The sequence below is a fragment of the Burkholderia paludis genome (assembly GCF_000732615.1).
In the GTDB taxonomy this organism is placed as follows: domain Bacteria; phylum Pseudomonadota; class Gammaproteobacteria; order Burkholderiales; family Burkholderiaceae; genus Burkholderia; species Burkholderia paludis.
The window spans coordinates 77,703-101,379 of record NZ_JPGL01000010.1 but is presented as its reverse complement, the minus strand read 5'-3'; the positions used below and the strand labels follow the sequence as shown (position 1 = coordinate 101,379).

Genomic DNA, 23,677 nt, shown 5'->3' with positions numbered 1-23,677 from the left:
CCCTTCCTCCAGGGCGAGGGAGGGCAAAGAACCAAGGAGACACATCGGTGAAGATGAACTTTTGCCGCGTCATGCGCCTGATGACGTTGCGCTTTCGCGATCGGCAAGCGATCGTCAATGTGGAGCGCGGCCGCAGCTACAGCTACCACGAGTACCACCTGTTGACCAACCGCATCGCCGATGCGCTGCGCAACGCGCTCGGGGTCGGCAAGGGTGACAGGTTCCTGCTCATCCTGGAAAACGACAACCTGAGCCTGATGATGCTGCCGACCGTCCTCAAGCAGGAAGGCACGGTGGTCATGACCAACCTGCGCGATGCGCCGGAAGAGCATGCGCGGCAGATCGAACTGGTCAGGCCGAAAGTCGTATTCATTGAAACGCGCCTGCTCGACGGCTACTACGACATGCTGCGTGCGGCCGGTTGCGAGATCGTCGTCATGGACGAGCTGACGCCGGAACAGGCCGCACGGCCCGGCGTGCGTGCGTTCCGGCATCTGGTTGACGCAGCGTCCGAACTCGACGCCGATGTGGAGCTGGACGACGACGAGCACATCTGCATGCTGCGCTTCACCGGCGGCACGACCGGCCAGGGCAAATGCGCGATGTATTCGATCGACAATCTGATGGCTTGCTGCGATGGCGGCTTCCGCAACCCGGATTTCGGCTTCAACGACCGCACACGTATGTTGCACGTGGCGCCGCTCTCGCATGGGGCCATGGTCGCTTTCATACTGACTTTCTATGCCGGCGGCGCCAACATCACGCTCAATCAGCTCGATCTCGAGCAATGGCGGGAAACGGCCGAGCGGCAGTGCGTGACCCATTCGTTCCTGGTGCCGACCGTGCTGTACCGTCTGCTCGAGTTGCAGCGCGCGAACCCACGCAATCTCTCGTCGCTGAACACCCTGATCTACGCGGCCGCGCCGATGAGTCCCGCGAAGCTCGAGGAACTGATCGGGTGCTTTGGCCTCATCTTCGCGCAAATCTACGCCGCCACCGAAGTTCCCATCTTCGTGTCGGCACTCGACAAGGCCGGGCACGAGATTGCGCGTACAACGGGCAGCGGCACCAAGCACTTGTCTTCGGCGGGACGCACGACGCCGGGCGTCGAGGTTTATATCACCGACGAGCATGGCAAGCCGCTGCCCATCGGCCAATCCGGCGAAATCCGCATCCGTAGCCGGGCTGTTATCAAGGGGTACTACAACAATCCCGAAACGACGGCCGCCGAGTTCTCCGACGGGGCGTGGAAGTCGGGCGACCTCGGCTACATCGACGAAGACGGCTATCTGTACATCGTCGACCGGTTGAAAGACATGATCATCAGCGGCGGCTTCAACGTCTATGCGGTCGAAGTCGAAGCCGCGCTGGCCTCCCATCCGGCCGTCATGATGTGTGCGGTGGTCGGCATTCCGCATCCGGAGTGGGGGGAGGCCGTGCATGCGGAAGTGGTGCTGCGTCCTGGTGCTTCGGTCGAAGCCGCCGAACTTGTCGCACACGCCAAGGAAAAACTCGGGAGCTACAAGGCGCCGAAGTCGATCGTATTTGTCGAGCAATTGCCGACCTCGGTGGTCGGCAAGGTTCTGCGGCGCGTGGTCAAGGACCGGTACTGGCAGAACATGCAGCGCAAGGTCAGCTAGACAGCGCGCCGTGACGCGCCGGCGGGCGTCGACTGACGGCGGTCCCGTTCCGATTCCACTCTTCACGACAAACGGAGTATTCGATGACAAGGATTCAGGTACGTGCGTTGGCGATTGCCGCTTTGATTCTGGCCGTTTCCGGCAACGCACGGTCGCAGCCGAACCAGGCTGCCGGCGCTTCCGCCAGTGTGCCGGCTGCGTCCGCTGCGCAAGGCACGGTCGCTTCCGTCAGCACGAGGAAAGCCAATCGCGCACTGCGCCGCAAGGTGTATGCCGCCATCGGCAAGCACAAGAAGATCAGCGCCGGCAATATCAGCATCGTCGCGAAAGGCGGCGCGGTGACGCTGAACGGCACGGTCACGGACGCCGCGCAGGTCGATGAGGTCGCGGAGATCGCGAAGGGGGTGCCCGGCGTCAGCTCCGTGACCAACAAGCTGACCGTGCAGAAGCCGTTCGGCGGTTCGTAACGGCTCGCACATCGGGAAAACCGGCATGAGCGTGCCCGAGCCGGCGGGTTCCGGCGCGGCAGTCGATCTGCCGGGGCCGCCCGGCCGGGAACCCGTGCGGTTTTCCACGTTTTGCTGGCGTCTGCTCCAGGCCAAGCCGCTAGTCATGCCTGCGATGTGGCCCGGCAGCGTACGGAACCCGATGTCCAGGCGCGCTCGTTCATGACGCGCGGCTCTTGCCCGTGCCTCGCCGGCATCGCTGGCAGGGGCGTCGCTCGAGCCGGCGTTGCGCTCCGGAAGCGGAGTCGCCCGGCCCGTCGCCACCGCGAGGCCATGCCGCGTTCGTTTCCCCGACTTGCCCGTCGACGAATGATGTCGAGAACGTGCGTCTTGCCGGACGGCGATGGATGCCACGTCCGGCGCCGTGATCGGTTGCGCATGCAACCAGATTGAATCAGGGTGTCAGGGCGCGCTCCGCGGCCGATGCCGCGTGCTCATCCGTCGATTGCGAGGCTGCCTTGTTGCCGCGGAAGTCCGACGGCGAGTGACCGGTCCATCGCTTGAAGGCGCGCGTGAAATTGCTGCTGTCCGTGAAGCCGAGCAGAAAGGTGATTTCGGTAATCGACCGGATCGGCTGCAACACGTACTGACAGGCCAGATCCTTGCGCGTTTCGTCGAGCAGCGACTGGAAGCTCCGGTCGTGACGGGCAAGGCGCGCCTGCAGCGTGCTCGCGCTCATGAGCATGGCATGGGCCACGCGATCGCGCGTGCATTCGCCCGTGGGCAGGAATTCGATGATCTTCTGACGGGTCGCGGCGACGACGTCGCCCTTGTCGAGGCGCGCGAGATACTCCCGCGCAAGACTGTCGTTGTGAAGGGCAAGTTCGGGGCATGCGCCGGCAAGCGGTTGCTGCAGTGCGCTCATCGGCAGCGTCAATGCCGAGCAGGGCGCGTCGAACGTGACGGGCGCGCGAAACAGCCGGACATACGCGTCGTCGCCCTGCGGCGGCGCGGGATGACGCATCGCGACGTGCAGCGGGTTGAAGTCCTGCTGATGAAGCATCCGCATCGACAACACCAGGAAACCCAGGAATGCGTCCTCGGTCTCGCCGCAGACGGTAGTCAGATGCTCGACGCGCATCACGACCTCGTCGTCCCGCTGCTGCAGGGCGACTTCTCCGACTTGCGACGCGAGTTTGAAGTAGCGCTCGACCCGTTTCAGGAAGTCCATCAGGGTGCTGCTGGCCGCCAGCCCGAAACCCAGTGCGTGCAGATTCGAGATGTGGATGAAGCGAGCCACGGTGAGGCCGAAGTACGGATCTCCCGTGACGTCCACGCAGGCTTTGTACAACCGCGTCACGGTGTCGACCGGCAGGCGCGACATCGGATCGTTTGCGATGGCGGTGTCGACATGAAAGGCCCGGAATATCGGCCCGGCGTCCACGCCATAGCGGTTCAGGGCTTTCGCGATCGCCAATGCGTACCCGCCAATCGTCGTCAGCGAGCGCGTCCGGGGGCTTGGGCTGGCCGCGAGTGGCGAATGGGGGACAGGCATGACGTCCGTGCGATCACAAAAATCTCATTCTTTTGCACGTCCCGCGGGCTGTCAAGGCCGCTGTTTGCGACTGGATCGGATTCGCGTCCGGACGCATGTCCTCCGGATGACCGACTGTTGATCGCAAATGACCGGCGACAGTTGTCGCGCAGGAATAGTGTCTTGACCAGGGGCCGGGTCGAACCGGCGGCATGCATCGGAGGCTGCGTCCGCATGCGCGCGTCGAAGGATGGAACATGAATCTGCAGGAACTGCATGGCGCTGCCGTCGCCGCATGGTGTGTCGTTCTGGCGGCGGAAGCGGCGGTCGAGGCGCGCGTGCGAGCGCCAGGGGCGCACCGTACCGCCAGCGCCGTGCATGGATGGATCGGTCTCGTCGCGGAGGCGCCGCTGATCGCGGTCACCGTGGTCACGGGCTTGGTGCTGATGGTGCGCATGTGGCCGGTTTCGACACTGGTGCTCGTCAAGGCCGCTTTGGGCCTCGTCGCAGCTGCCGCCAGCAAGCTGCGCGTCTGGCTGGTCGCACCCCGCATTTGTGTGGACGACGACATGGAGCGCATCCGGCTTGCGCGCCGGATCGCCCTGGCCGGAACGGCGGTCCCGCTGGGGGCCGTCACCGGGTTGATCGGGTACCTGTATTGGCACGGAGCGTAGAGGAACAACGCCGTTTCCCGTGCCACCTCGAACCAGTCGCGGAACGCGGCCGGGACGACCTCGGCGCGCGTGGTTGGCGCCGAGGCGAAGTAGTCGACGTATTCAGTCGGTACAGCGGTCGAGACAGGCCGCTTCAAAGCAAAAAATGGAGACGCAATGAAATTGAAATGGATCGTTGCTGCCGTTCTGGCGGCAACAGGCAGTGCCGTTCACGCACAGTCGTCAGTGACGCTGTACGGTGTCCTCGATGCCGGGATGCTCTATCAGAGCACATCGGCGGCCACGCTGAGCCCGACGGCGCCGAACCTCGGCAAGGTCTATCGCTACAAGGATGGCGGTATCTATGCCAGCTACTGGGGACTCAAGGGTTCGGAGGACATCGGCGGCGGGTATCACGTCAATTTCAAGCTGCAAGGCGAATTCGACAGCGGCAGCGGCAAGTTCAATCTGTCCGACACGCCGGGCGGGGTCGCACCGTTCAACCAGGTTGCGATGGTCGGCGTATCCGGACCGTTCGGAACACTGAATTTCGGTCGACAGATCGTGCCGATTGCCTATGCCATGGCCGAGACGGACGTACGAGGGGCCCACTACTTCGGCAGCACGCTGACCGCGTGGCTCGGCATGAACCAGGCGGCGGGCTGGCAGGGCATCAGCACGAACGCGCCACTCGGCGCGTTGTACGACAGCAATGCGATCGTCTATGAATCGCCGAAGTTCGCCGGCGTGTCCGCGGAACTCGAGTATGCCCCGGGAGGGGTGCCGGGCAGCTTCCAGGCGGGGACGCGGGAATCCGTCGTGCTGAAATACTCGAACTATGGCCTTCGCCTCGCGGCGGGCTACTACGCCGGCCACGACACGAACCCCGGCCCGACGACGGTGGCCACCGGACTGGCCAACAACCGCCTGGTCTACGTGGGGGCGCTGTACACGTATCGCGCGTTCTCCGCTTCCGCATCGTATTCCAACGGCAGGGATCCGGCGCATGCCGAACTGGTCAACCTCGACCTGTACTCGGCCGGCCTCGGCTATCAGTTCTCGCCGGCCTTCAAGGTGACCAGTGGCGTGTATTACCTGAAGGATCGCAACAACCAGGCCAACAAGTCGACCGAAGTGGCCGTCGGCGCGGAGTACAGCCTGTCGAAGGCAACGCTCGTCTACGGGCAGGTGGGCCATGTGAACAACCGCGGAACGATGAACCAGCCCATCACGTTCGGCCAGCCCGTGGCGGCGGGCATGAGCACGACGGCGGTCATGCTGGGCGTCCGTCATGCGTTCTAGCGGCTGCGTCGTCGCCAGTTTCGACGAATGGGCGCACCGGGCAGCCCCTGCTTTCTCGGAGGTCGCGCGGTATCCAGCGGGGCTCGCTGCCGGGTGCGCGTGCCGACGTTGCGGTTGATCCGCACACACCGCAAGCCGCGCGCGAGCGGCTTGCGGTGACGCCGGCCGATCGGGGCGGGCGACGACGGAAGAAGTCAAGGCGGCGGAGCGCCGGAGCGCCGCGCGGACCGGAAAACCGGCCCCACGGACCGGAGTGCGCACGATTTGCTCCCTATCATCGACCACCATGCACGACACCTCCCCCGACAGCTCGGACGACGATCCGTCGGGGACGCACCGGCCGCGCCGAACGACGTCGGCGCGGCCTCTTTTCTCCAGATCCCGGAGCCAGCCTGCGAGGGGGCTCGAACCGCACTCCGTGCAGGTCGGCTCCACGGAAATTCGACGCTCTCGATCGACGCCATGGCACTTCTTTATCCGTTCGCCCCTCCGTTGCCGCGCCATCCTGTCGAGGTTGCCCCCGGCGTGCGCTGGATCCGGCTGCCGATGCCGTTCAGGCTCGACCACATCAACGTATGGGCGATCGACACGTCCGACGGCTGGGTGCTGGTCGACACCGGCCTGAACGCCCCCGACACCATGGCGGACTGGCTGGCGCTGATGGCGCAGGGGCCCCTGTCGCGGCCGCTCCAGGGGGTGTACGCGACGCACATGCATCCGGATCACGCTGGCCTGGCAGGGTGGTTGACGCGGCGCGCCGGCGTGCCGCTGCACATGAGCCGCCTCGAATACCTGTCGTGCCGGGTATTGCATGCCGACACGAACCGCGAGGCTCCGCCCGACGGCGTGCGGTTTTGCCGGCGCGCAGGGTGGTCGGAGGCGGCCGTCGAGGGCTATCGCAGCGGCTTCGGCAGCTTCGGCAAGCATATTCACGCGCTGCCCGACAGTTATCGGCGTCTGCAGGACGGCCACACGGTCCGGCTGGGCGGGCACGACTGGCGAATCATCACGACCGGCGGCCATTCGCCCGAGCATGTCAGCCTGTACTGCCCGGATCTGAAGCTGCTGATCTCCGGCGACCAGGCGCTGCCGAAGATTTCGTCGAACGTGTCGGTGTTCGCGAGCGAACCGGAAGCCAACCCGCTGCAGGAGTGGTACGCATCGCTCGGGAAGCTGATGCGCGGCGTGCCCGACGATGTGCTGGTGCTGCCTTCTCACAACGAGCCTTTCTACGGGTTGCATGAGCGCCTGCACGCGCTCGAATCCGCACAGGATCGCGCCCTCGACCGGCTGCGCCAATCGATGGCGGCCGGCCCCCTGCGGATCGTCGATGCGTTTGTCCCGCTGTTCGGTCGTCCCATCGGGGAACAGGATGTACAGCAACTGAGTCTTGCGACCGGCGAGGCAGTGGCCTGCATGAACCATCTCATTGCCACGCGCGTGGTGAAGTGCGAGCTGGATGACGGCGACGTCGCGTGGTATTCGCTGGAAACTTGAGGCGGATGACCGCTTCGAGTGTCGGAACCGGCCGGCCGGATCGTTCGCGCGTATCGACCGGTCTCGGCGTTTCTCCATGTCATCGGTGCTACGGCGATCCGGGGACGCATTTTCAAAAGGAGTCCTGACACCATGCCTCATCCCGTTTCCACTTTGGGTGCGATACACACCGCTGTCAGCCTGGTGACGGTCGCCGCGGGTCTCTACAGTTTTTCCCGATATCGAGGGATCGACAGCTCAACCCGGTCCGCGCGGATCTACGTGGCGGGCATGGCGGCGTCCGTGTTCACATCGTTCGGGTTGTCCAGTACCGGAGGCTTCAATGTCGGGCACGCGCTCGGCATCGTGGCGCTTCTTGCAACGTGGGGTGGACTACGCGTCCCGCGAATCAACGTCCTGGGGACTGCGCGACAGTACCTTTCCCAGTTTGCATTCACGTTCAGCTTCTTTTTGCTGCTGATCCCGGGGATCAACGAGACGCTGACACGATTGCCGATTGGTCATCCGCTCGCGAACGGCCCTGATTCTCCCGTCGTGCGCGGTTCCCTCGCGGCATGGCTGGGCGTTTTCGTGCTGGGATCGCTGCTGCAGTTGTCGTGGCTTCGTTCTTGCCGCAGCCGTACATGAAGGCGCTGGGCGAGGCCGGCCACCGTTTCCGCAGTCGTGCGACTCGTCCTCGCACGTGCGACATCGGCCCGCCCGGATCGGCTGCCACGCCCGGGGCGTCGCGGCCGGAAAGGAGCGGGCGGAGCCGGCCGCGTCGAGACGCACGTTCCGGCCGCCGACATCATGGCATCCGTCGGCACGCCATTGACGGCAACGTCGTCGGGCAGGCAAGATGCGTGCATGAACGCCGCAGCCCTTCAATTCATGATGTGCACCATGACCGCCGATGGCGAGTCGTGGGAATCGTGACGTTCATCCCTCACACACGAATTTCCTCTACGGCCCCGCCAGTCATGACGGGGCCGTGTCTTTTCGACCGCTCCGGAATGGCTTGGCACTGACAGGAGTGATCGCATGCATGACATCGCATGGTTTTCCGTTGCCCGGGACGTCTCCGGCGTACCGACGCGACGGTCCGAGCCAAGGAGCGCAACGTGCTGACGATACGAAAAGCGAATGCCGATGACGTCCTCGACGCATGGGAGATCCGCCGTGCGTCCGTGCACGCCGCATGTGCCGGATATTATTCCGACGCCGCGCTTTCCGGATGGGTCGACGGTATGCCTACGGACAAATGGGCTCACCTCGTCGAGCACGACTTCCACGTTGTCGTCGACGAACGGCTGGTCGTCGGTACGGGCATGCTGACAATCGCGAGCGGGCAAGTCGACGCCATCTTCGTCCGACCCTCGCACATGGGCTGCGGCGTCGGCCGCACGATGCTGCAATTTCTCGAAGCGCGGGCCGGCGACCACGGTCTGCCCGACATGCACCTCGACGCAACGCTGAACGCCGCGCCGTTCTATCGGCGCTGCGGCTGGACGGGCGATGCGATTTCGACGTACCGGACCGCGCTCGGACTGGAACTGGCTTGCGTGCCGATGACCAAGCGCCTGTCACGCGATGCATAGCGCGCCGCCGGCTGCCGGCTGCCACGCGTAGCCGGCGCAAGTCGACTCCGACGCTGGTCCTTGCACGCTCGATGCGAATGACGCTATTCGAGGGTTCCCTGTAAAATACGCCTTCCCGAACTTCATCGGCAACTGCCTCGTCATGCATCGAATCGGATTCTACGTTTGCCGCGGCTACGACGCGCTCGATCTCGGCGGCCCGCTGTCGGCGTTCAATCAGGTGGCCACCGTTGCCGGTCGCACGCCCTACGACCTGCATGTGATTTCGCAAGCCGGCGGCCCGGTTCCCGGCAATGCGGGCCTTTCGATCGAGACGAAGCCGAGCGCGAGGCGCACGTTCGACACGGTCGTTTTCGTGGGCGGCGATGTCGAGCCGATGCAGACGCCGGAGAACATCGCCGCCGCCGGCAAACTGGCCGCGCGGGCGTCGCGGGTGGCGAGCGTTTGCACGGGCGCCTTTCTGCTGGCGGAAACCGGCTTGCTGGACGGCGTGAGGGCCACGACACACTGGCGCTACGCTGCGCTGTTGCAGTCGCGCTTCCCGCTCACCCGGGTCGACGGCGACAGCATCTATATCGAGGATGGCCGCGTCTGGACGTCGGCGGGGATCGCGTCGGGCATCGACCTGGCGCTCGGCCTGATCGAACGCGATATGGGCGCGGAGACCGCGCGCGCGGTCTCCAGGCTGCTGGTCGTTCCGTATCGCCGGCCGGGCGGGCAGTCGCAGTTTTCCGCGATGTCGCAGATGGAGCCGGAATCGGATCGCATCCGCATCGCGCTGAATTTCGCCCGCGAGCATCTGACCGAAGCGTTGCCCGTCGAACGACTCGCCGATGCCGCAAGCTTGAGCTTGCGTCAGTTCGGGCGAGCCTTTCGCCGGGAAACCGGCGAGACGCCCGCGAGGGCGGTGGAGCGCCTGCGGGTCGAAGCCGCGCGATTGCGCCTGCAGGGCGGCAGCGAGCCGATCGAGCAGATCGCGCTGGCAGTGGGGTTCACCGATCCGGAACGGATGCGGAGAGCCTTCATCAAGCTGCACGGGCACCCGCCGCAAGCGATTCGACGCGAGAGCCGATCGGGCGGAACGCGCTGAGCGCCCGCCGGCCGCCCGGCGCACCGGCGGCCGGGCGGTGCGCGGATACACGACTATCCGGGGCGCCGGATGCTCAATGGCCGGCCGCGTTGACGGGCGGGTAGTCGTTCCAGATGTCGCGATGCAGCTTCCAGACGCCGTCCTGCTTCAGAAAGACGAGCGTCTGCTTCGCGCGGAGCTTGAGCTTGCCATCGTGGTCGCGGATCTCCGCATCCGACACCTCCGTCACGGCCCGATCGTCGCCGTAGAACTCGTATTGGCTGAACGATACGGTGTCGGGGCGGGAGCCGGCATACCCTTTGGTGAAGTACGCGGCGATCGCGCTGCCGCCCGTCACCTTGTCGCCGCCGGGCGGCAGGAGCGCGCCGTCGCGGGTATAGAGGCGGCCTATCGCCTCATAATCCCCGCGCGCAAAGGCGTCTGCCCATCGCGCGTTCTCGGCCTTGATGGCCGCTTCGGGTGGACGTCGCGAATCGCCGGCGGTGGCCGGCGTCGCGAACGCGAAAAAGGAAACGCAGGCTGCGAGCGCAGCGGTGCAAAGACGAATCTGTCGCATGACGTAATGGGAAACCTGGCTTGAATTGAACGGGTGAAACCGACGGGCCGGTGGAGCCGGACATGCCGGCCGAGGCCTTCATCGAGACCGTCGGCGAGGCGTGCGTACCTTTGCCGGCAGGCGCTTCAGCGCACGCCGGGGATGCGCGCGAGCCCACGGGATGCGCCGGGCAGCTCCCGGTCGACCATCGCGACGACTTCCGGCCGTGCGTCCCTCGGATGGCCGGAGTGGAACGGCGGCGCGGGATCGTATTCGATCACGAGCTGCGTGAATTCGGCGGCCTGTCGACCGCGCAGTTTCGCGGCGACGCGCAGCGCGAAGTCGATGCCCGCCGTTACGCCGCCTCCGCTCATGAAGCGGCCGTTGTCGTCCTCCACGAAGCGATCGGGAACGGGAATGGCGCCGTATTCGGCGAGCTTGTTGACGAAGGCCCAATGGCAGGCGCTGCGCTTGCCGTGGAGAATGCCCGTGGCGGCGAGCACGAGCGAGCCGTTGCACACCGACGTCACGTGCCGGGCGCTTTCCGCGAGACGCCGGATTTGCGCCTGGTACGCCGGCCGCATCGGCACGCTCAGATCGGACCCGCCGGGCACGAGGATCACGTCCGCTTTCTCGATATCGGCGAGCCGTTCGGTCTTGCCGTACACGACGCCGAATTCGAGCGTCACGTTGCCGCCGTCGAGGCTCGCATAGCGAACGTTCGTATTGGGCAGCCGGTGGAAAATCTCGCTGGGGCCGGCGAAGTCGAGAAGCGTGCCGCCGTCGTAATTGACGATCAGGATCTCGAGCGGGTCGTTCGGGGCGAGCAGTCCGCCGTCGCCAGCCTGCGCCAACGCGGGCGCGGCGTGTCCGAGCAGTGCGCCGCCCCCCACGACGGCGCCCAGGGCGGCGACGCCTCCAAGCTTGAGCATGTCGCGGCGCGAGCGCCCCGGCTGGGTAAGGGGCGTGACGGAAGACGGGTTGTCGCGATGGTCGGTCAAGATGATTGCTCCTTGTGCAGTGGCCCGCCGTGCGGGCGTAACCAGGCCGGGCCGGATTGAACGAGCGCCACGGCGGCAGGCGTGGCGAACGTGAGATCGGGGTGTGGACGGGGCCGGACGATGTGCCGGGCCGGCCCGGGCGTCGCGGCTCGCGGGCCTATAGCTGCGACGCGCCGCCGTCGACGACCAGTTCGGCGCCGACGACGTAAGCGGATTCGTCGCTGGCGAGATAGAGCGCCGCATGGGCGATGTCTTCGGCGCGGCCCATGCGGCCCACCGGGATGGCTGCGGCGAATTCGGCCTTGCGGTCGCGAACCCAGTCGTCGGGCATGCCCCACTTCGCGATCAGGGGCGTGTCGATCGCGCCGGGGGCGATCGCGTTGAAGCGGATCTTCCGGTCGAGAAACTCGTGGGACCAGCTGCGGGCGAGCGATCGCACGGCGGCCTTCGCGGCCGCGGTCAACGAGATGCCATGCTTGCCGGTCTGCGCGACGAACGAGGTATTCAGGATGACGGACGAACCCGCGCGCAAGTCCGGCAGCACCGCTTGCAGCGTGTACACCACGCCCCTGACGTTGATGTCCATGATCTCGTCGTAGAGTGCGTCGTCGATGTCGTCGAGCGCGGACGGGAACGCCCAGCCGGCGTTGGCGAACACGACGTCCAGGCCGCCGAACGTCTTCCGGGTCTCCGCGGCGATCGCGCGCATGTCCTGGAGCGAGCGCACGTCGCCCTTGAGAACGATCGCGTGTTCGCCGAGCTCGGCCTTCACGCGCTCAAACACGGTTTCGTCGCGGCCGGTTACCGCGACGCGCGCGCCTTCCGCAATGAACAGCTTCGCGGTGGCGAGGCCGATGCCGCTGGTGCCGCCCGTGATCAAGGCCGATTTGTTCCTGAGTCTCATCTTCCATTCCTTTCCACGTTGTGATGGATCGGGCCGGAAGTGCGCAGCGCCGTTGCGTTCGTGCGCTTTGCCGTGACCGGCTCGATCTGCCACACGCAGTATGGAATGCGGCGTGAATGGCGCAAAGGTCGTATAACCCTCAAAACGCGCCACTCGCCGCCGGCTTGCGGCGTCACGCGTCCGTTGCGTAGCGCAAGCCGTAGCCTCCGTCGGTTCGTTCGATGCGTGCGAACCCGAGTTCCCCCAGATGCATGCCGGCGATCAGAAGGCCGTCCGAGCTGACCCGGTCGAGAATCCGCGACCGCGTGGCGACTGCCAGCGACGCATCGTGATCGAACGCAATCGATACCTCCGGCCGTCGAATCTGGATGTGCGGGAAGTGAACCACGTCGCCCCACACGAGCAGGCCCTGGTCGCGGGATTCGACCACGTATCCGGTGTGCCCGTCGGTGTGCCCCGGCAGCGGCAGCGCGCGGATGCCGGGGAGCACCTGTCCGTCGTCGAACAGGCGGAGCCGGTCGCGATAGGCGTCGAACACCCGGCGCGCCATCATGAAATTGCCGCGCGCCCGCTCGCTGGCGCGGCTCAGGTTGCCGTCGTCCTGCCAGAACGCGATTTCACGCCGATGCACAACGAGCTCCGCATTCGGAAACGCGACCTGTCCCGCGCCGCTCACCAGCCCGCCGACATGGTCGGGATGCGCGTGGGTGAGCAGGATGGTGTCGATCGCGGCGGGGGCGATGCCGGCAAGCGCGAGGTTTGCCCCGAGGCGGCCGCCCCATTGCCGGAAGCCGCCCGCGCCGCCGTCGATGAGCACGGTGCGGCCCGCGCCGCGCACGACGTAGCAATTGATATGCACGGCGGTAGGGGGCTGCTGCCCGGCGGCGCGCTGCAGGTTCGACGCGTCGGACGGATCGATATTCGCGAGGACGTCGAGGCTGGCGTCGAGGTAGCCGTCGCTGATGGCGGTGATCGTGAAATCCCCGACGGCCTGGCCTGGAAAGGTGAGGGTGGACATCATGCTGCTCCGGATCGGCTAGTTGCGTGCGTGAAGGGACGACTCGGTGTAACCGGCGCATCGAATCCGCGCGGTGAGGCCGGTGCGATGAACGACGGCGCGGTCGAGCGCCTCCATGAACCGGTTCATGACCGCCGGCGTGCGAAACGGCGCGATGCGGTAGCGGACGTCGGCGAAGGCGGGATGCCCGTACCCGTGCCGAACCGCCAGAAAAATCACGTGAACGTTCCGGCGTTCCGCTTCGAGCACCTGCGTGCAGAGTTCGACGCAGTCGCGCGACAGCTCGGCAAGGCTGGCGTCGGCCGGCATCCGCGTCGCATCGATCGAGAAAGTGACGTTCGGCATCGCAGGCTCACTCCCGGACGGTCGAAAGAGGGCGGGCGCTCGTCAGTTGGTCCGTCATCGGCGCGTAAAGGTGAACGCCGTCGGGAAGGGGTTCGTCGCGCGGCGCGCGGTCGCGCGGCAGCACCGCGAGCCAGCGGCGCGCCGGATGCTGCTCCAGCGCGACGGCCTGCAGGGCCAGCGGTTCGACGCCCAGCCGGACCAGCGGATCGGGGCCGTCCGTACAAAGCGCGAGGCGTTCGTCGTGCGCGATCGCCGGCGCGAGGCCGATATCGTCGTAGAGATTCCGGTGCCAGTCGGTGATGTGCTGCTGCCACTTCGCGAAATTGCCGCCGCCTTTCCGGCGATAGTCGTCGCCGGTCAGGACGTCGAGGTCGTCGATCGTATGGACGGCCAGATAGACGGGGCACCCGCCGCCGATCGCCTTGAACCGCTGCGACGTGTGAAATCCGCTCACCGAGATCAGGGCGGGCAGTTTCTGGAGGCTGTAGAAGTCGTTCCATTCGGCTTCGCTGGCGGGATCGGCGAAGCTGCATTCCACGGTATAGATCATCCGGTTTGTCCTTTGAGGATGGCGTACATTCCGCTGCGAACGTCTGATGTTCAGTGCGGTAACGTAATGCTAAGCTCGCGTTTACACCGTATAAAACGAAATAAAGTCAGCCTTCAGTGATATTTGCTCAAGCTGGCGATCCAGCCGCACCCCGACCGACGAGACGCCCATGACCCGCAGGATTCCAAGCAATGCCGCCCTCCAGGCGTTCGAGGCCGCGGCCCGACACGGCAGCTTCGCCCGCGCCGCCGAGGAGCTGGCGCGGACCGAGGGCGCCGTCAGTCGCCAGATCGGCCGGCTGGAAGCGTTTCTGGGCGTCGCGTTGTTCGAGCGGATCGGCAACCGGGTGCGGCTGGCGCCGAACGGCGTGCGCTACGCGGCGCAGGTGCGCGAGATCCTCGACCGGCTGGAACGGGACAGCCTTTACCTGATGGGCCAGCCGGTCGAAGGCGCGAGCATCGATATCGCCGCCATTCCGACCTTCGCCACCCGCTGGCTGATCCCGCGGCTGAAGCGGTTCCAGGATCGGCATCCGAACATCACGGTGCATGTCGCTGAACGGATGGAGCCGTTCCTGCTGGCCGGCAGCGGTTTCGACGCGGCCATTCATTTCGAGCATCCGGCCTGGGCGGGCATGCATCTGCATCCGCTGCTGGAGGAAGTGCTCGTGCCCGTGTGCAGCCCGGCGCTGCTGGCCGGCGCCGGGGCGGCGGCGTCGCTGGATGCGCTGCCGCGCCTTCACCGGCGCCAGAATCCTGACGCGTGGCAGGCATATGCCCAGGCGTGCGGCATCGCGCTGACCAATTCGGCGGTCGGCGCGCGCTACGACCTTCATTCGATGCTGATCGAAGCGGCGCTGGCCGGCCTGGGCGTCGCGCTGGTGCCGCGCCTCTACATCGGGGCCGAGCTGGAGCAGGGCCGGCTGGTCGCGCCCTGGCCCGAAGGCAAGACGGTGACGAAGCACTTCTGCCTCGTCCTGCCCGAGCCGCTCGAACTGGCCGAAGGGCCGGTGCAGGCATTTGCGAGATGGGTGCTGCAGGAAGCGCGGGGCACGACGCCGCATGACGGCGCGTGACGACGCCCGACACGCATCGCGCGGCCGTCATGCGCGCGGCGGCCGCATTGCCCGGTTGATTGTCCGGGCGCGGGCCGGGCGCTCGGGTACACTCGGAGTCCCGTCACGCACGCGGCAACAGCATGGACAGTCAGCTTTGGATCATTTGCGGGCTCACCTTCGTCATCCATGTGATCGCGACGCTGGCGTATGCCGTGCGGATCGCGGGCGTGCGCACGCGCCGCATCGCGCTGTCGTTCTCGCTGTTCGGGATCATCGCGCTTGTCTCGCGGACGGCGAATTCCTTCCAGGGGCCGTTCATCGCGAAGCGCGTCGAGATGGACATCGCGCACCGGATGGGGAGCGGGCTGCTGACCGATTTTCGATGGTTCCTTCTATCCGCGACCGCGGCGACCATTGCCGGATCGTTCCTGATTCCCACGTTCCAGCGCTATTTCAGCCGCGCGGTCGAGCACTTCCAGGTGAACCGCTCGATTCCCCGCCTGCTGCTGGACGCGTGCAGCCGCGCCGGGATCAACTACCTCCGCGTCGGCGCGCGATTGCCGTCCCGCCAGAACGTCACGCAACTGGCCGCGAGCGCGGGCGTGTCCTGGCGCGTCATCGCGCTGAACGTCGCCGCGATGGCGATCTGGACGGTCGGCGTGTTCGCGTCGCTGTATGCGGGTTACCTGAAGCCCGACCTGCGCGTGACGTGCGCGAACCTGTCGTCCGTCATCAACGGTTTCGCGACCGTCGTGCTGGCGGTCGTCATCGACCCGCAGGTTTCCGTCATGACCGACGACGTCATCGAAGGCCGGATATCGGAGAACAGCTTCCGGCGGGCCATCACGACGCTCGCGGGCGCGCGCGTGCTCGGCACGCTGTGCGCGCAGGCGGTGCTCGTGCCGGCCGCGCTCGTCATCGTGCGCGTCGCCGAGCTGATCTAGCGCGGCCGCCGGCAACCCGTTTCTTCGAGCACTTGCGATGAAACCCGCCGCCATCGTCCTGCACGGCCCGACCAGCGCGGGGAAGAGCAGCCTGGCGTGCGCGCTTCAGCAGCAATCGGACGTGCCGATGTTCCACGTGTCGATGGACGCGTTCGTCGAGATGTCGCGCCGGCGTGACATGCGGTCGGCCGACGAGCTGCAGCAGGCGCTGAGGCTGCATCACCTCAACCTGCAGTCGACGCTCGAGCGGCTCGCGGCCAGCCATTTCGGGATCGTCCTGGATCTCGTGCTCCGGGAGCCGTCCGTGCTCGACGAATGCCTGGCCGCGCTGTCGCCGCGTCGCACCTTCGTCATCGGCGTGTCGTGCCCGCTGGACGTGCTCGAGCGGCGCGAGCGCGCGAGGCCGGATCGCGGCGAAGGCATGGCGCGATCCCAGTTCGGGCATCCCGCTTATACGCGGCCGTATGCGATGTGCATCGACACGTCGACCTGCACGCCGGAGGACGGCGCACGCCGCATCCGCGCGCACATCGATGCGTTGCGCGAATGAGCGCGGCCGGGCCGGTTCGGCATGCGCCGCGTTCTCCTTTAAACTCGGCTGCACCGGCGTTTTGCGGTCTCGTTGCGAACGCCGGCCTCGCGCGATGAACCGCGCGGGGCATGAAACCGATTCCTGTCGCAAGGTTGCGCGTGCGCGACCCCCTGAAGCAACGCGTTGTCGTACAAAACTTCGATCAACCTGTCATAGGGAGCCGAACGAATGAATTCCCCGGTGATTCGGGCCGCCGCCGCACAAGACGTTGACGACATCTACGCCGTCCACCGAGACTCCGTCATCCAGCTCTGCGCCGGGCACTATACGCATGAACAGATCGAAGGCTGGCTGGACGGGCGCGATCCGTCGATGTATCTGGCGGCCGTCGAGAATTGCTCGATCTGGGTGGCGGACGACGGCGGAATCCGCGGTTTCGTCGAGACGGCGGGCGAGGAGGTCACCAAGCTGTTCGTTCGCGGCCAGTCGGCGGGCGGCGGAATCGGCGCCACGCTGCTGGAACATGCCGTCTCGACGATTGCGGACAACGGTCATGCGCGCGCATATCTCGAAGCCACCACGAATGCGCGGTCGTTCTACGAGCGGCACGGATTCGAGGTCGTCGGGTCGGGGCATTTCTCGCACGGGCGCAGCCAGGTCCGGCTCGAAATCGTGAAGATGGCGCGCCGGCTGACGCGGGATGCCGGGTGACCGGGGCCGCGCCGGCGCACGAACGGGCGGTTGTGGTCCCGATGCGTCCATACAGGGGATTCATGGATTGAATGCCCGCCTATTCAAAATATAAATTTCGGGAGTAATCTGGCCCCCGATATGCTTCGCAGTTCTTGTCGGATCGGAACTGCACGTCGGATGCCCGGCAGGGGGATCGGGCACGGTAACGAACCGGTTCGGCTGCCGGAGACGGTCGATCGCGGGGCGGGCAGGGTGTGAATCCGGCGGGCGCAGTGCTGGCGGCCGCCGGGCGTAGTCGTACACGGATTGAGTTGGGTGACTTGAAACGCAGGCCGTGACTCCTTGCGACGGCCACTACTGACAGTTCACGATATGACAAACCTGATTGGGGTCCCTCTGGAGACGGCCCACGAGGAGCGGCGCGTAGCGACCGTTCCCGATGTGGTCGAGAAGCTGATCAAGCTGGGGTTTCCGGTGGCCGTGCAAAGCGGCGCCGGCGCCGGTGCAAACTTCAGCGACGACGACTACCGTGCGGCCGGGGCTGAAATCGTGCCGTCGGCCGCCGATCTGTGGGGCCGCAGCGACATCGTCCTCAAGGTCCGTCCGCCGAGCAGCGAGGAAGTCGCGCTGATGCGCGAAGGCGGCACGCTGATCGGCTTCGTGTGGCCGGCGCAGAATCCCGAACTGATGCAGCAGCTGGCCGCGAAGCGGGCCACGGTGCTGGCCATCGATTCGCTGCCGCGCACGCTGTCGCGCGCGCAGAAGATGGACGCGCTCACGTCGATGGCCGGCGTGAGCGGCTACCGCGCCGTCATCGAGGCGGCGCACGCATTCGGCCGTTACTTCAACGGGCAGATCACGGCCGCGGGCAAGGTGCCGCCGGCCAAGGTGTTCATCGCCGGCGCGGGCGTCGCGGGCCTCGCGGCGATCGGCACGGCGGCGGGCCTGGGCGCGATCGTGCGCGCCAACGACACGCGTGCGGAAGTGGCCGACCAGGTCAAGTCGCTCGGCGGCGAATTCGTCAAGGTCGACTACGAGGAAGAGGGCTCGGGCGGCGGCGGTTATGCGAAGGTGATGAGCGAAGGCTTCCAGCAGGCGCAGCGCGCGATGTACGCGCAGCAGGCCAGGGAAGCGGACATCATCATCACCACCGCGCTGATTCCCGGCAAGCCGGCGCCGAAGCTCATCACGGCCGAGATGGTGCAGTCGATGAAGCCGGGCAGCGTGATCGTCGACATGGCCGGCGAGCAGGGCGGCAACTGCGAGCTGACGGTGCCGGGCGAAGCCGTGGTCCGTCACGGCGTGACCATCGTCGGCTACACGGATCTCGCATCGCGCCTGGCGCGGCAGTCGTCGACGCTGTATGCGACCAACCTGCTGCGCGTGGTCGAGGAGCTGTGCAAGGCCAAGGACGGCACGATCGACGTCAACTTCGACGACGACGCGATCCGCGGCCTCACGGTCATCAAGGAAGGCAACGTGACCTGGCCGCCGCCGCCGCTCCAGCAGCCGGCCGCGGCACCGAAGCCCGCGGCGGCGCCGGTTGCCGCTGCCGCGTCCAAGGGCCACGGTCACGGCAGCGGCGCGCCGATGTCGGCGAAGTCGCTCGCGATCGTGTTCGCCGTCGGCGCGCTGGCGTTCCTGCTGGTCGGCCAGTTTGCGCCGGCCACCTTCCTGTCGCATTTCACGGTGTTCGTGCTGGCCTGCTTCATCGGCTACATGGTGATCTGGAACGTCACGCCGTCGCTGCATACGCCGCTGATGAGCGTCACCAACGCGATCTCGTCGATCATCGCGATCGGCGCGCTGGTGCAGGTCGCGCCGCCGTTGGGCGAGGCCGCGGCGGAGGGGCGTCCGTCGGGGCTGATCCTGGGCCTGGCGGTGGGCGCGCTGACGCTCACGGCCGTCAACATGTTCGGCGGTTTCGCGGTGACGCGGCGCATGCTGGCGATGTTCCGCAAGTAAGGAGACGACAACGATGACTTCCAACCTGACCACCGTCTCCTATATCGGCGCGGCCATCCTCTTCATCCTGAGCCTCGGCGGGCTGGCCAATCCCGAGACCGCGCGCCGCGGCAACCTGCTCGGCATGATCGGCATGCTGATCGCCGTGCTCGCCACGGTACTCGGCCCGCGCGTCTCGGTCGAAGGCATTCCGTATATCGTGGCTGCACTGGTCGTCGGCGGCGCCGTCGGCCTGTTCGCCGCGAAGAAGGTGCAGATGACGCAGATGCCCGAACTGGTTGCGCTGATGCACAGCCTGGTCGGTCTGGCGGCCTGCCTGGTGGGCTTCGCGAGCTACATCGATACGTCGGTTCAGTTCACGGGTGCCGAGCACGCGATCCACGAAGTGGAGATCTACGTCGGCATCCTGATCGGCGCGGTGACCTTCGCGGGCTCGGTCATCGCATTCGGCAAGCTCTCCGGCAAGATCGGCGGCAAGCCGCTGCTGCTGCCGGCGCGGCACTGGCTCAACCTGGCCGCGCTGCTGATCGTGATCTACTACGGCCGCGCGTTCCTGCATGCGGAAACGATCCAGGACGGCATGACGCCGCTCATCGTGATGACGGTGGTGTCGCTGCTGTTCGGCGTGCACATGGTGATGGCGATCGGCGGCGCGGACATGCCCGTCGTGGTGTCGATGCTCAACAGCTACTCGGGCTGGGCGGCGGCGGCCACCGGCTTCATGCTCGGCAACGACCTGCTGATCGTGATCGGCGCACTGGTGGGCTCGTCGGGTGCGATCCTGTCGTACATCATGTGCCGCGCGATGAACCGCAACTTCATCAGCGTGATTGCCGGCGGCTTCGGCACCGGCAGCGGCGCACCCGCGGCAGCGGGCGGCGGTGCGCAACCGGCCGGCGAAGTGGTGGCCGTGAGCGCGCTCGAAACGGCCGAGATGCTGCGCGAGGCCCGGAGCGTGATCATCGTGCCCGGGTACGGGATGGCCGTGGCGCAAGCCCAGCATACCGTGCACGAACTGACCAAGGTGCTGCGCGAGAAGGGCGTCGACGTGCGGTTCGCGATTCATCCGGTGGCGGGCCGCATGCCCGGCCACATGAACGTGCTGCTGGCCGAGGCGAAGGTGCCTTACGACATCGTGATGGAGATGGACGAGATCAACGCCGATTTCCCCGAGGCCGACGTGTCGATGGTGATCGGCGCGAACGACATCGTGAACCCGGCGGCGCAGGAAGATCCGGCCAGCCCCATCGCCGGCATGCCGGTGCTGGAAGTGTGGAAGGCCAAGACCTCGATCGTGATGAAGCGCAGCATGGCGTCGGGCTACGCGGGCGTCGACAATCCGCTGTTCTACAAGGACAACAACCGGATGCTGTTCGGCGACGCCAAGAAGATGCTGGACGAGGTGTTCGGGGCGTTGAAGGGCTGACGGCGGCGCGCATGCGCGCATGCGCGGGGCGAACGACAACCGGCGGCGGCGCGTGGCCGCCGGCCGGTCGGATCGTCCTTGCGCCTGCATGCGGCGCGGCCGTGTCGCATGCCTTCTGCTTTGCCGCAGGCGGCGTCGCCGCCTATCCGCGCATGCCGAGCCCGGCGAAGTTCGTGATCGTCGCGTCGCAGGCCCGCGCGAGCGCCAGGTCGTGGCTCGAGAAAAAGACCGCGCGGTCGGCGGCCAGGGTCTTGAACAGGTCGACGAGAACGGCGCGCGCGGCGGCATCGAGCCCGTTGCCCGGTTCGTCGGCGATCACGACGGCGGGCGCGCCGAGCGTCGTCGCCGTCAGGAACAGCTTCTTGCGCGTGCCGAGCGACATCTGCTCGAAACGCTTGTCCAGGTGCGGAGCCAGCCCGAAGCGGTCGGCCAGCTCGAGCACGCGGGAATCGACGACGGTCTTCTTGGCGGCCGCCACCAGGTCGAGAAACGCCCGCCCCGTCTGGAACGGATACGCGAGGCAATCGTCCGGCACGTACGCCAGCACGGATTTCGCGTCGAGCGGCGCGGTCCGCAGCGAATGGCCGCCGAGCCATACCTCGCCTTCGTCTGCCTCGATCGCGCCGGCGAGAATGCCGAGCAACGTCGACTTGCCGCTGCCGTTTTCGTCGCACAGCGCCACGCATCCGGCGCCGGAGGTGTAGTTGAGCCTGTTGAAGATGATGCGCTTGTCGTAGCGCTTGCCGAGATTGTCGAAGCGGAGCATGGAGCGGTTGATCAGACGAAGATTGGCCAGGTGAGCGTGACCCAGGTCACGGTCAACAGTATGCCAAGCAACACGGATTGCCGCGACGCATAACGTTGCGGCAAGTAGTGCAATGCGAGGAGCGGCGCGGCCGAACCCACGAGCGCCGCCGCCATCGCCCAGGACAGCACGCCATGCGCCACCAGCACCAGCGGCGCGACGGCGGCGAACGGCAGCGCGAGCGCGGCCACGGTCAGCCAGTCGGCCCGACGCTTCGCGAAGGCCGATAGCGGCAGCGAGCGCATGAAGTGGGCGGCCCGCTCGTGCGCCGCCCGCAAGTCGCGGTAGGTCGTCGCCGCGATCAGGGCCACGACGGCCTGCGCGATCAGCGTCAGCGGAACGGCGCGCCTGTCGAAATCCCAGAGGACGAGCAGGAAGCACGTGGCCGCCGCGACCGCGCCCATCATCAGGCAGTGTCCGAGCGTGCTCGCGGCACGGTCCCGCACGATGCCGATCTGCAGGCGGGCCATCGGCGACAGCGCGTTTCGCATCCGCGGCCGGACGGAAGCGGTGACGCGGCGCGAGAACGCACCCGACCGGGTGGTCGAGCGCCGGGCGGTATGGACGATCGCGAATGCCGCGAGCAACGACGCCATGGCCAGCAGCACCGGGCGCAACGCGCCGTCGGCGTGAAAGCCGCCGACCAGCATCACGTTGGCGACGATCAGCGCGACGGCGTTGCGCGCATGGCGCGACAGCGCCGTCAACTGCCACCCCAGCGTGCTCAGGAACAGGCCGAGAACGAACAGATAGTTGACGGCCTTCTGGGGCAGAAACGCGAGCGCAACGGCGGCGGCCGCCACCGGCAGCAGCAGCGGCGTGCTCGCGACGATCACGACGACGGCGTCGACGGCGCGACGGCGGCCGTCGGGCACCGGCAGGGACGCGAGGAAGGCGGCGAACGGGCCGCCGGTGATGGCGGTGCGCTGCGCCAGGACCCACAGGATGCCCACCGCCTCGAGCAGGATCACCCATGCGAAGCGCCATTCGATGTCGTGCGACGGCGCCAGTGCCGCGAGTACCGGGGCGCCCAGAATCCGCGTCTGCGAGAACACCGGCATCGCCGGCAGCAGCAGCGCCGCCAGCAGCAGCAACGCCTGCCAGTGCCTGCGCAGCAGGTTCGAGGTCGCGATTGCGTACCACCTCAGTCGGCAAGACAACATCGTATCCGGCTCCCGGTAACCGTCAGACGAACAGGCATCCTGCCACGCCGATCGCCGCGTCACAACCGCCGCGGTCGTCGGCTGACGGTGCGTGGTCGCGCGCACGACCGGGGCGGCGGCGGTCGATTGCATCGTGCGGTGTCGCCGGAAAGCGGGTGCGTGGAGGTGCCGCATCGGTCGTGCCGGCGGGCGTTCAGGGCGTTCAGGGTAGTTCCCGGAATGCGCCGGTGCAGCGCGCCGTGCCGAGTCCGGTGCGACAGGCAACTGCGCCGACGTCACGGCCGCGACGATCGGTCGTCCGCCGGCGGCCGGGCCGGTTGGCCGAAAGTCGAAACGCGCGGGTCATCGCGCTCGGGTATGCTGGAACGCAAGCACGCCGACGCAACGGTGTGCCGCGCCGCGCGACGCGGCGATCGCAACGCAACGAACACGACACAACCATTGGCGGCACAGGCCGGCCTTCACTCCACTCCGGAACAGGAACTCGACATGGCAGAACTGGACAACGCGCTGTACGAACGGATCGGCGCGCTGAGCGACGCGGGCGACGCACTGATGGAAGACGGGGACTATGACGGCGCGCTGGCGAAATTCCGGGAAGGCTTCGACCTGCTGCCCGAACCCCGGACGCAATGGGAAGCCGGTACCTGGCTGATGGCCGCCATCGGCGACGTGAATTTCCATCAGGCGGACTACGCGGCCGGCCGCGACGCGTTGAGCGATTCGATGCATTTTCCGAACGCGATCGGCAATCCGTTCCTGCACCTGAGGCTCGGTCAGTGCCGGTTCGAACTGGGCGATCTCGACCGCGCGGCCGACGAGCTGATGCGCGCCTACATGGGCGGCGGGCCGGAATTGTTCGAGGACGAGGACGGCAAGTACCTGCGCTTCCTCGCCACCCGGGCGGAAGGCATCGAGACGCCCTGACGGGCGCCGTCCGTTCCGCCGCCGGCTCGCGCCGCGCGAGGCCTGCGATGCCCGCGCGGCGGTGCCGGACGTT

24 protein-coding genes are annotated in these 23,677 nt (G+C 66.8%); 15 read left to right on the top strand and 9 right to left on the bottom strand.

The genetic code is table 11. The features are described from left to right. The first annotated feature begins 53 nt into the window (after positions 1-53). Positions 54-1,640: a class I adenylate-forming enzyme family protein gene (locus GQ56_RS0106605; RefSeq protein WP_235212652.1), complete on the top strand. Its 1,587-nt coding sequence runs from the start codon at positions 54-56 to the stop codon at positions 1,638-1,640. 83 nt (positions 1,641-1,723) lie between these two features. Continuing rightward, positions 1,724-2,107: a BON domain-containing protein gene (locus GQ56_RS0106600; RefSeq protein WP_031397895.1), complete on the top strand. Its 384-nt coding sequence runs from the start codon at positions 1,724-1,726 to the stop codon at positions 2,105-2,107. A gap of 433 nt (positions 2,108-2,540) precedes the next feature. Here the strand turns inward: GQ56_RS0106600 and GQ56_RS0106595 are convergent, their stop codons facing one another. Further along, a complete protein-coding gene (locus tag GQ56_RS0106595; protein ID WP_075122883.1) occupies positions 2,541-3,641 on the bottom strand; it encodes an AraC family transcriptional regulator in 1,101 nt (366 codons plus the stop codon). 236 nt (positions 3,642-3,877) lie between these two features. Between GQ56_RS0106595 and GQ56_RS0106590 the strand changes: the two genes are divergently transcribed. The 6 genes from GQ56_RS0106590 (at position 3,878) to GQ56_RS0106565 (ending at position 9,739) form a co-directional block, all read left to right on the top strand. Beyond that, entirely contained in the window at positions 3,878-4,294 is a 417-nt protein-coding gene (locus GQ56_RS0106590) for a hypothetical protein (protein WP_031397893.1), read from the top strand. Between the two features lie 156 nt (positions 4,295-4,450). Beyond that, complete coding sequence (locus GQ56_RS0106585; RefSeq protein ID WP_031397892.1) at positions 4,451-5,575, top strand: porin; 1,125 nt, start codon at positions 4,451-4,453, stop codon at positions 5,573-5,575. A gap of 546 nt (positions 5,576-6,121) precedes the next feature. Further along, on the top strand, positions 6,122-7,072 hold the full coding sequence (locus GQ56_RS0106580) for an MBL fold metallo-hydrolase (protein ID WP_321029192.1): 951 nt from the start codon (positions 6,122-6,124) through the stop codon (positions 7,070-7,072). Between the two features lie 132 nt (positions 7,073-7,204). Then, positions 7,205-7,699 carry a DUF2306 domain-containing protein gene (locus tag GQ56_RS0106575; protein WP_031397890.1) on the top strand — a complete coding sequence of 165 codons (495 nt, stop codon included), beginning with the start codon at positions 7,205-7,207 and terminating at the stop codon, positions 7,697-7,699. 473 nt (positions 7,700-8,172) lie between these two features. After that, positions 8,173-8,649: a GNAT family N-acetyltransferase gene (locus GQ56_RS0106570; protein WP_031397889.1), complete on the top strand. Its 477-nt coding sequence runs from the start codon at positions 8,173-8,175 to the stop codon at positions 8,647-8,649. 142 nt (positions 8,650-8,791) lie between these two features. Further along, on the top strand, positions 8,792-9,739 hold the full coding sequence (locus GQ56_RS0106565; protein ID WP_031397888.1) for a GlxA family transcriptional regulator: 948 nt from the start codon (positions 8,792-8,794) through the stop codon (positions 9,737-9,739). Between the two features lie 73 nt (positions 9,740-9,812). Here the strand turns inward: GQ56_RS0106565 and GQ56_RS0106560 are convergent, their stop codons facing one another. From GQ56_RS0106560 to GQ56_RS0106535, 6 genes are all read right to left on the bottom strand, one after another. Continuing rightward, on the bottom strand, positions 9,813-10,295 hold the full coding sequence (locus GQ56_RS0106560; protein WP_031397887.1) for a YybH family protein: 483 nt from the start codon (positions 10,293-10,295) through the stop codon (positions 9,813-9,815). A 125-nt stretch (positions 10,296-10,420) separates the two neighbouring features. Continuing rightward, positions 10,421-11,275: a DJ-1/PfpI family protein gene (locus tag GQ56_RS0106555; RefSeq protein WP_031397886.1), complete on the bottom strand. Its 855-nt coding sequence runs from the start codon at positions 11,273-11,275 to the stop codon at positions 10,421-10,423. A 157-nt stretch (positions 11,276-11,432) separates the two neighbouring features. Next, complete coding sequence (locus tag GQ56_RS0106550; protein WP_031397885.1) at positions 11,433-12,179, bottom strand: SDR family oxidoreductase; 747 nt, start codon at positions 12,177-12,179, stop codon at positions 11,433-11,435. Positions 12,180-12,351: 172 nt separating this feature from the next. Beyond that, positions 12,352-13,197: an MBL fold metallo-hydrolase gene (locus GQ56_RS0106545; protein WP_031397884.1), complete on the bottom strand. Its 846-nt coding sequence runs from the start codon at positions 13,195-13,197 to the stop codon at positions 12,352-12,354. Between the two features lie 18 nt (positions 13,198-13,215). Next, positions 13,216-13,542: a hypothetical protein gene (locus tag GQ56_RS0106540; RefSeq protein WP_031397883.1), complete on the bottom strand. Its 327-nt coding sequence runs from the start codon at positions 13,540-13,542 to the stop codon at positions 13,216-13,218. 7 nt (positions 13,543-13,549) lie between these two features. Beyond that, positions 13,550-14,092, bottom strand: a complete 543-nt coding sequence (locus GQ56_RS0106535) for a hypothetical protein (protein ID WP_031397882.1) — start codon at positions 14,090-14,092, stop codon at positions 13,550-13,552. Between the two features lie 169 nt (positions 14,093-14,261). Here GQ56_RS0106535 and GQ56_RS0106525 point away from each other — a divergent pair, with 169 nt between their 5' ends. From GQ56_RS0106525 to pntB, 6 genes are all read left to right on the top strand, one after another. Then, a complete protein-coding gene (locus GQ56_RS0106525; RefSeq protein ID WP_031397881.1) occupies positions 14,262-15,167 on the top strand; it encodes a LysR substrate-binding domain-containing protein in 906 nt (301 codons plus the stop codon). A 122-nt stretch (positions 15,168-15,289) separates the two neighbouring features. Next, on the top strand, positions 15,290-16,093 hold the full coding sequence (locus tag GQ56_RS0106520) for a lipid II flippase Amj family protein (protein WP_031397880.1): 804 nt from the start codon (positions 15,290-15,292) through the stop codon (positions 16,091-16,093). 37 nt (positions 16,094-16,130) lie between these two features. After that, positions 16,131-16,643, top strand: a complete 513-nt coding sequence (locus GQ56_RS0106515) for a chloramphenicol phosphotransferase CPT family protein (protein WP_031397879.1) — start codon at positions 16,131-16,133, stop codon at positions 16,641-16,643. A gap of 222 nt (positions 16,644-16,865) precedes the next feature. After that, on the top strand, positions 16,866-17,336 hold the full coding sequence (locus GQ56_RS0106510) for a GNAT family N-acetyltransferase (protein WP_235212644.1): 471 nt from the start codon (positions 16,866-16,868) through the stop codon (positions 17,334-17,336). 354 nt (positions 17,337-17,690) lie between these two features. Continuing rightward, positions 17,691-19,283: a Re/Si-specific NAD(P)(+) transhydrogenase subunit alpha gene (locus GQ56_RS0106505; RefSeq protein WP_031397877.1), complete on the top strand. Its 1,593-nt coding sequence runs from the start codon at positions 17,691-17,693 to the stop codon at positions 19,281-19,283. A gap of 13 nt (positions 19,284-19,296) precedes the next feature. After that, positions 19,297-20,709, top strand: coding sequence for a Re/Si-specific NAD(P)(+) transhydrogenase subunit beta (gene pntB / locus GQ56_RS0106500; RefSeq protein ID WP_031397876.1), 1,413 nt, complete (start codon positions 19,297-19,299; stop codon positions 20,707-20,709). A 142-nt stretch (positions 20,710-20,851) separates the two neighbouring features. Here the strand turns inward: pntB and GQ56_RS0106495 are convergent, their stop codons facing one another. Both GQ56_RS0106495 and GQ56_RS0106490 read right to left on the bottom strand, forming a co-directional pair. Then, positions 20,852-21,475 carry an ABC transporter ATP-binding protein gene (locus tag GQ56_RS0106495; RefSeq protein WP_031397875.1) on the bottom strand — a complete coding sequence of 208 codons (624 nt, stop codon included), beginning with the start codon at positions 21,473-21,475 and terminating at the stop codon, positions 20,852-20,854. 11 nt (positions 21,476-21,486) lie between these two features. Next, on the bottom strand, positions 21,487-22,782 hold the full coding sequence (locus GQ56_RS0106490) for a DUF6136 family protein (RefSeq protein ID WP_152601659.1): 1,296 nt from the start codon (positions 22,780-22,782) through the stop codon (positions 21,487-21,489). Positions 22,783-23,166: 384 nt separating this feature from the next. On the opposite strand from GQ56_RS0106490, the gene GQ56_RS0106485 reads away from it, so the two are divergent. Further along, positions 23,167-23,604, top strand: a complete 438-nt coding sequence (locus GQ56_RS0106485; RefSeq protein WP_031397873.1) for a tetratricopeptide repeat protein — start codon at positions 23,167-23,169, stop codon at positions 23,602-23,604. The last annotated feature ends 73 nt before the right edge of the window (positions 23,605-23,677 follow it).

What these genes read in the sequence shown, in the direction of transcription:
- GQ56_RS0106525 (WP_031397881.1), top strand. Translation starts at nt 14,262, where the DNA reads ATGACCCGCAGGATTCCAAGCAATGCCGCCCTCCAGGCGTTCGAGGCC.
- GQ56_RS0106515 (WP_031397879.1), top strand. Translation starts at nt 16,131, where the DNA reads ATGAAACCCGCCGCCATCGTCCTGCACGGCCCGACCAGCGCGGGGAAG.
- GQ56_RS0106585 (WP_031397892.1), top strand. Translation starts at nt 4,451, where the DNA reads ATGAAATTGAAATGGATCGTTGCTGCCGTTCTGGCGGCAACAGGCAGT.
- GQ56_RS0106535 (WP_031397882.1), bottom strand. Translation starts at nt 14,092, where the DNA reads ATGATCTATACCGTGGAATGCAGCTTCGCCGATCCCGCCAGCGAAGCC.
- GQ56_RS0106505 (WP_031397877.1), top strand. Translation starts at nt 17,691, where the DNA reads ATGACAAACCTGATTGGGGTCCCTCTGGAGACGGCCCACGAGGAGCGG.
- GQ56_RS0106520 (WP_031397880.1), top strand. Translation starts at nt 15,290, where the DNA reads ATGGACAGTCAGCTTTGGATCATTTGCGGGCTCACCTTCGTCATCCAT.
- GQ56_RS0106495 (WP_031397875.1), bottom strand. Translation starts at nt 21,475, where the DNA reads ATGCTCCGCTTCGACAATCTCGGCAAGCGCTACGACAAGCGCATCATC.
- GQ56_RS0106485 (WP_031397873.1), top strand. Translation starts at nt 23,167, where the DNA reads ATGGCAGAACTGGACAACGCGCTGTACGAACGGATCGGCGCGCTGAGC.
- GQ56_RS0106550 (WP_031397885.1), bottom strand. Translation starts at nt 12,179, where the DNA reads ATGAGACTCAGGAACAAATCGGCCTTGATCACGGGCGGCACCAGCGGC.
- GQ56_RS0106575 (WP_031397890.1), top strand. Translation starts at nt 7,205, where the DNA reads ATGCCTCATCCCGTTTCCACTTTGGGTGCGATACACACCGCTGTCAGC.
- GQ56_RS0106605 (WP_235212652.1), top strand. Translation starts at nt 54, where the DNA reads ATGAACTTTTGCCGCGTCATGCGCCTGATGACGTTGCGCTTTCGCGAT.
- GQ56_RS0106565 (WP_031397888.1), top strand. Translation starts at nt 8,792, where the DNA reads ATGCATCGAATCGGATTCTACGTTTGCCGCGGCTACGACGCGCTCGAT.
- pntB (WP_031397876.1), top strand. Translation starts at nt 19,297, where the DNA reads ATGACTTCCAACCTGACCACCGTCTCCTATATCGGCGCGGCCATCCTC.
- GQ56_RS0106595 (WP_075122883.1), bottom strand. Translation starts at nt 3,641, where the DNA reads ATGCCTGTCCCCCATTCGCCACTCGCGGCCAGCCCAAGCCCCCGGACG.
- GQ56_RS0106545 (WP_031397884.1), bottom strand. Translation starts at nt 13,197, where the DNA reads ATGTCCACCCTCACCTTTCCAGGCCAGGCCGTCGGGGATTTCACGATC.
- GQ56_RS0106580 (WP_321029192.1), top strand. Translation starts at nt 6,122, where the DNA reads ATGCCGTTCAGGCTCGACCACATCAACGTATGGGCGATCGACACGTCC.
- GQ56_RS0106590 (WP_031397893.1), top strand. Translation starts at nt 3,878, where the DNA reads ATGAATCTGCAGGAACTGCATGGCGCTGCCGTCGCCGCATGGTGTGTC.
- GQ56_RS0106540 (WP_031397883.1), bottom strand. Translation starts at nt 13,542, where the DNA reads ATGCCGAACGTCACTTTCTCGATCGATGCGACGCGGATGCCGGCCGAC.
- GQ56_RS0106560 (WP_031397887.1), bottom strand. Translation starts at nt 10,295, where the DNA reads ATGCGACAGATTCGTCTTTGCACCGCTGCGCTCGCAGCCTGCGTTTCC.
- GQ56_RS0106600 (WP_031397895.1), top strand. Translation starts at nt 1,724, where the DNA reads ATGACAAGGATTCAGGTACGTGCGTTGGCGATTGCCGCTTTGATTCTG.